Genomic DNA, 5,542 nt, shown 5'->3' with positions numbered 1-5,542 from the left:
ACGACGCTCTTCCGATCTCGCGGCGCCGGCAGCGGCATGCCGGACTGCCGCGGCGGCTGCGCCTGGAGCAGCGCCAGCAGACGCTGGTAGGCCTGGCGCGCGCCGCTCCACTGCTTCCATACGCCGATCAACTGGTCGATGGGCGCCAGTACCCGGCCCATGAGGATCGAGCCGGCGATCATCATGCCGGCGCTGATCTGCCCGTCCAGCGCCAGCCAGGCGCCGAGGCCGAGCACCAGCGACTGCAACGCCAGGCGCACGTAGCGCGACCAGGCACCCAGCGCGGCGGCGCGTTCGCTGGCGAGGTTCTGCTCGGCGAGAAAACCGTGATGCAGCGCGAACCAGCGCTGGCGCAGGGCACCGAGCATGCCCATCGCCTCGATGCTTTCGGCGTTGCGCAGGTTGCCGCCGGCTTGCTGGCTGGCCGCAATCGACAACCGCCCCGCCTCGGCCAGCGGCTCGCGCGACAGACGCTGGTTGAGCCAGGCCAGCCCCATCAGCAGCAGCGCTCCGCCCAGGGCGAGCAAGCCAAGCCAGGGACTGAAGAGAAAGATCACCGCCAGATAGAGGGGAAACCAGGGCGCATCGAAGAACGCGAACAGCGCGTTACCGGTGGCGAACTGACGCAGGCTGGTCAGATCGGCGAGCGCCTGCACGCTGCTCTGTCGCGGGTCGCGCAGGTTGGCCTCGAAGGTGGCATCGAAGACCCGCGCGTTGAGGCGCAGGTCCAGCTGCGTACCAAGGCGGATGATCAGCAGGCTGCGTACCCATTCCAGCACGCCCATGAAGACGAACAGGCCGGCCACCATCAAGGTCAGCATCAGCAGCGTCATCGGATTACCGGAGGCCAGCACGCGGTCATAGACCTGCAGCATGTACAGCGCCGGCGCCAGCATCAGCAGGTTGATCACGGCGGAGAAGCAACCGACGCTGACGAAACCTGCGCGGAACGCGGCCAGGGCCTGGAGAATCTCGTTGCGCGAGCGCGGGGCGTGCGGGGTCACGGCTTCACCCTGAATTCGATAAGGTCATTGACGCGTCCGGGGACGCTGAGGAGAATCCAGCCGTCGCGACCTCGGCCTGAGAACTTCGGCCGCGACGGCTGTATCGCACGAGCGGGCAGGGAGCGATTCCTGTCCGCTTTTTATTGCCCGCGAATCAGGCCGCCAGGGCCAGATCGTCCGCGTAGGCCTGCACACCGACGGTTTCCGCCGACTCCACGCCCAACGGGCCGGCCGCCAGCGCTGCCGCCACCACGTCGAAGGTGTCGGCGGTGGACACGCCGTAGTCGTCCAGCAGGCCGTTGAGCACACCTTCCAGCGCCGTGGCATCGCCGGACATCAGGCCGTAGATCACCTCATGCACGATGCCTTGGTTGGTGGTGGTCAGGTCGGCGACGTCGGTCGAGAGGCCCAGGCCGCTGAAGGTGACCTCCCAACCGCCCGGTGCAAAATCGAAACCGCTGCCAGTTTCGACAAGATCCGTACCCAAGGAAACGCTGTCCAACTCGCCCCAGAGGGTGTGGGCCGGACTGTTGAACAGCGTGTAGGTCAGGTCGCCCTCGGCAATGAAGCCGGCGTCGCTGTTCGGGCTGGTCAGCGAGTACTGCGTTCCATCAAGGGATCCTGGATAGAAGCCGCCGGTGTTGACGCCATCCTCGACCTCGCCGATGCGGTGATTGGCATCGCCGAAGTAACCGGCCCAGTCGGCCAGGTAGTCGCTGACGGTCCAGCTGGCGTAGGTCGTGGTGTAGGTGATGGAAAGGCTCATGCTATTTCTCCATTGCAGGTTTCACTGAAGAGCCGCCGCACGCAGGCCGTGCGACGGTGTTGCCCAGCGTGGGCGAACGCGGGTCAGAAGCTGTATTCGAGGGTGCCCTGCAGGGTGCGGCCGCGGCCGAGGGTGAAGGCCAGGACGTCGCCCAGCGGCACCAGGTAGGCGCGGTCGGTGACGTTCTCCAGGGCCAGGCGCAGGGTCAGCGCGTCGCTGGCCTTGTAGCTGCCGAACAGGTCGTAGACGGTGTACTGCTTCCAGTCGGCCGAATAGGTGTAGCTACCGTCGGCCTCAACGTCGTCCTGGGTCATGGAGAAGCCTTCGCTGTAGCGCGCGCGAACGCCGACATCCAGCGTGCGGTCTAGCAGGCGGGCGCCCAGGGTCAGGCTGCCGCGGTCCATCGGCATGTGCTCGGCGGTGCCCATGATGCCGCCGCAGTTGACGAGCGCGTTGGCCGCCTCGTCCGGCTCCATGCCGATGATCGGTGGCCGCCGTCCTCCGGTCCCGTACACCGGAGACTCCACGCCACCCAGCCAGGCGGTACGTTTGCAGTAGTCGTTGCTGCCGATCATGTGGGTGTAGCTGAGATTGCCGTAGAAGCCGCCGGCATCGTAGTCGAGGCTGTATTCCACGCCACGGAAGCGCGTGGTCTCCAGGTTGTTGACGTAGGCCACCGTGCCGATGTTGGCGATCGGGTCATAACCGGGACGCCGCAGACCAAAGCCCATGTACATGAAGTCATCGATCCGGGTGTCGAAGTAGGCGACCTTGATACCCAGGCGGTCCTCACGGGTGAACAGGCTCTGCCTGAGCACGTTGAAGCCCACCTCCAGGGACTTCGAGCGCTCCGGCTCGAGGAAGGGATTGGGATACATGGTTTCCACGCCGCCGCCGTGGGGGCGTCCGCTGATCAAGGTCTCGGTGACCGCCGGCGGCCGCCAGCCCTTGCCGTAGCTGGCGAACAGCTGCAGCCAGTCGAGCCCGGGCTTCACGCCTATGCCGAAGGTTGGCGAAAAGCGTCCTTCTTCCCGATCCACGTCATACAGGAGCGGCTGGTTGTGTTGCTGATTGGAACCATCCAGATAAAAAGTGCGGATGTTCATCCCGGTATCACCGCGCAGACGGTAACGGTCGTAGCGCAGGCCGGCGTTGAGGTTGAGCCAGCCGTCGTAGTCGTAATCCAGGCGCGCTAACAGGCTGCCCATCGCCCGCGACCCTTCGGGCGTCATGCCCTCGGAATAAGGGAAATCGTTGGGCGAGGAGGAAACGACGGCCTGGTCGGACTCCGGGCGCACCTTGTCGTAGAAGAACTCCAGCCCGTAGTTGGCCTTGAGCGTCGAGGCATCGCCGAGCGTGAAGGTCGAGGTGTTCTGCGCCTGCAGGCCGTAGGTGTCGGTCTGGTAGGTGATGGAATAGCCCTGGGCGGTGCCGCGCGGCAGGGTGCTCTGATCGTTGCGCGTATCGACGTAATAGAGCTTGGCCTTGAAGTCCACCAGCGGATTGTCCGGCGCGTAGCTGTAGTCGACGGCGAAGTTCTGCGAGACGACGTTGCTGTCGCCGAGCTTTTCCCACAGATCGGCGTCCGCCACGTCCATCATGTTGGCGTCGGCGTAGGACACCTGGGTGCGCAGGTAGCTGAACTGCACGCGCTGGTCGAAGGGCAGGTTCAGGCCCAGCTTGGCCAGCCGCGAGCGCATGGTCGAGCCGCTGTAGTCGACGCTGGAGTTCTTGATGCGATCTTCGATCTCCGGGTTGCTCGCCGAGCCGGTACGCAACTCGCCGATGCTGCCGTGGGTGCCCGGATCGTAATCGCCCAGGTGGCGCTCGCTGGCGGCGAACAGGAGGTCGCCGATGTCGTTGCCCAAGGCGAAAACGCCGCTGCCGATGAAGTCGGTGCCGTTGGCATCGCCGCCCAGGCCGCTGGTGACACGCACCCGGCCGCCGAATTCCTTGCCCTCGTGAATGAAGTCGCGCGCATCCAGGGTACGGAAGTCGGCAACGCCGCCGATCACGCCGGCGCCACCCATGCCCGAGGTCGCGCCCTTCTCGATGGTCACCCCGGCGAGCAGCTCGGGGTCGATGTACATCGTGCCGTTGCGCTGCTGGTGGCCGCTCTGCTGGAAGTTCTGACGCATACCGTCGACCGACATGTTGACCCGGCCGTAGTCCTGGATGCCACGGATATTCACCGACAATCCGGGGTCCTGCTGGCTGACCGCGCTGTACACGCCGGGACTCTCCTCGAGCATGTCGGCGGCGTGCCGTGGCGGGTTGCGGTCGAGCTGCTCGCGGCTGATCGCCGTCACCGAGCGCGGCGCCTCGTAGAGCCAGTCATCGGCCTGGCTGGCCTGGACGCGCAGGGTGCCCAGCTCGAGCGCACCGCTGGAGTCGGGCAGACGCTGCAGGCTGACCTGGCGATCCTCGCCGAACTGGTAGCTCACCGGTGTGCCGCCGAGCAACTGGGCGAGCCCGTCGCGCGGTGCGTAGCGGCCTTTCAGCGCCGAGCTGCGCAGCCCGGCCAGGGTGCGGCTGTCGAAGAACACTTGCAGGCCGGACTGCTCGGCGAAGCTGATCACCGCGCTGCCCAGCGCCTGCGCGGGTATATCGAACGCCACTTCGTTGCTGGCCGCCGTTGCCACGGCTGGCGCGGTCTGCTGCGCCATGCCCGCTTCGCCCCAGGCGCAGGCCGCCAGTCCCATCACCACGACGCAGGCCATCCCCCCCGGCAGCCTGCGTTTTCTTCCTTCGATCCTCATCCGTTACCCCTAGCCATTCCTGTGTGTTTTCGCTTAATGCAAATCACTCTCAACAGGAAGACGCCCCAGGCGGAGAAACTCAGTAATACGATCAGGAATTTTTTTTACGCGGGGATAACGGCTGTCGAGGGTGACAGCCGCCGGCTCAGTAGATGACCGTCAGCCCCGGCAGGTCGAGGCGCCTGGCGCCCAGTTCGGTGGACAGGGTGTCCAGCGCGCGGTCCAGGCTGTCGAGACGGAACATGCCGTTGACCTCGCGTTGCGCCAGATCGGCATCGGCGATCATCAGGTGACCGGGGCGGTAGCGATTGATCTGCGCGACGACCTGCTGCAGCGGCACCGCCTCGAACACCAGCATGCCGCGTCGCCAGCCGGTGGCGCGTTGCAGGTCGATCTGCAGCGGCTGCACGCCGTGCTCGGCGTCGTAGCTGGCGCTCTGCCCCTGCTGCAACACCCGCTCGCGCGAACCTTCGCGCGGTGCGTCGTCCATCGTCACGCCGACGCTGTGCTCCAGCACGCCGGTCCAGGCACCCTTGCCGCGCTCGCCGACGACGAACTGGGTGCCCAGCGCACGGCTGCTGCCGCCCGCGCTTTCCACCACGAACGGACGCGGTTCCTCGGCGCTCACCGGCGCGGGATGGAAATAGGCATCGCCCCTGAGCAGACGCACGCGCCTTTCGCTGTCGCTGTAGGCCAGGTCGATGGCGCTCTGCGCATCCAGCTCGACGAGGCTGCCGTCGGCCAGGCGCAGCGAGCGAATCTCGCCCGTGCCGGTGGACGCGTCGGCGAGCAAGGGCACGAGTCTCTGCGAACCCTGCTCGATCCCCAGGCCGAGCGCCAGCAGGAGGCTGGCGGCAATCGCCAGGCGGCGCAGCAGTCGTCGTGGCCGCCGCGGCACGGGCCTCGCGCGCGCGGGCATGGCGAGGGGGATCGTCTCCACTGGCGCCGCGCCGAGCTGGCCGAGGGCGGACCAGGTGTCCTCGGCGAAGGCCAGCGCCCGGGCGTGCCGCGGG

Annotated in this window: 4 protein-coding genes; all 4 read right to left on the bottom strand. The window is 66.7% G+C overall.

Annotation, left to right across the window (positions count from 1 at the left end; genetic code table 11):
* Positions 1 to 1,004, bottom strand: a 1,004-nt coding sequence (locus tag B2X67_RS02260) for a type I secretion system permease/ATPase (RefSeq protein WP_286784478.1), incomplete at its 3' end; no start/stop codon positions are given.
* A 154-nt stretch (positions 1,005 to 1,158) separates the two neighbouring features.
* Complete coding sequence (locus B2X67_RS02255) at positions 1,159 to 1,770, bottom strand: heme acquisition protein HasA (protein WP_286784477.1); 612 nt, start codon at positions 1,768 to 1,770, stop codon at positions 1,159 to 1,161.
* An 83-nt stretch (positions 1,771 to 1,853) separates the two neighbouring features.
* Positions 1,854 to 4,529 (bottom strand): TonB-dependent receptor, encoded by a 2,676-nt coding sequence (locus B2X67_RS02250; RefSeq protein ID WP_286784476.1) that lies wholly within the window; start codon positions 4,527 to 4,529, stop codon positions 1,854 to 1,856.
* Between the two features lie 145 nt (positions 4,530 to 4,674).
* The coding region (locus tag B2X67_RS02245) for a FecR family protein (protein WP_286784475.1) at positions 4,675 to 5,542 on the bottom strand (868 nt) is incomplete at its 5' end.

Origin of the sequence: Pseudomonas sp. UBA3153 (assembly GCF_002364635.1) — a bacterium.
In the GTDB taxonomy this organism is placed as follows: Bacteria; Pseudomonadota; Gammaproteobacteria; order Pseudomonadales; family Pseudomonadaceae; genus Pseudomonas_O; species Pseudomonas_O kuykendallii.
Note: the sequence above shows the minus strand (reverse complement) of the source record. Positions and strands in the feature narration are given on the sequence as shown.

Bases quoted from the DNA above. Each gene is read 5' to 3' on its own strand.
- B2X67_RS02255 (WP_286784477.1), bottom strand. From the start codon at position 1,770: ATGAGCCTTTCCATCACCTACACCACGACCTACGCCAGCTGGACCGTC.
- B2X67_RS02250 (WP_286784476.1), bottom strand. From the start codon at position 4,529: ATGAGGATCGAAGGAAGAAAACGCAGGCTGCCGGGGGGGATGGCCTGC.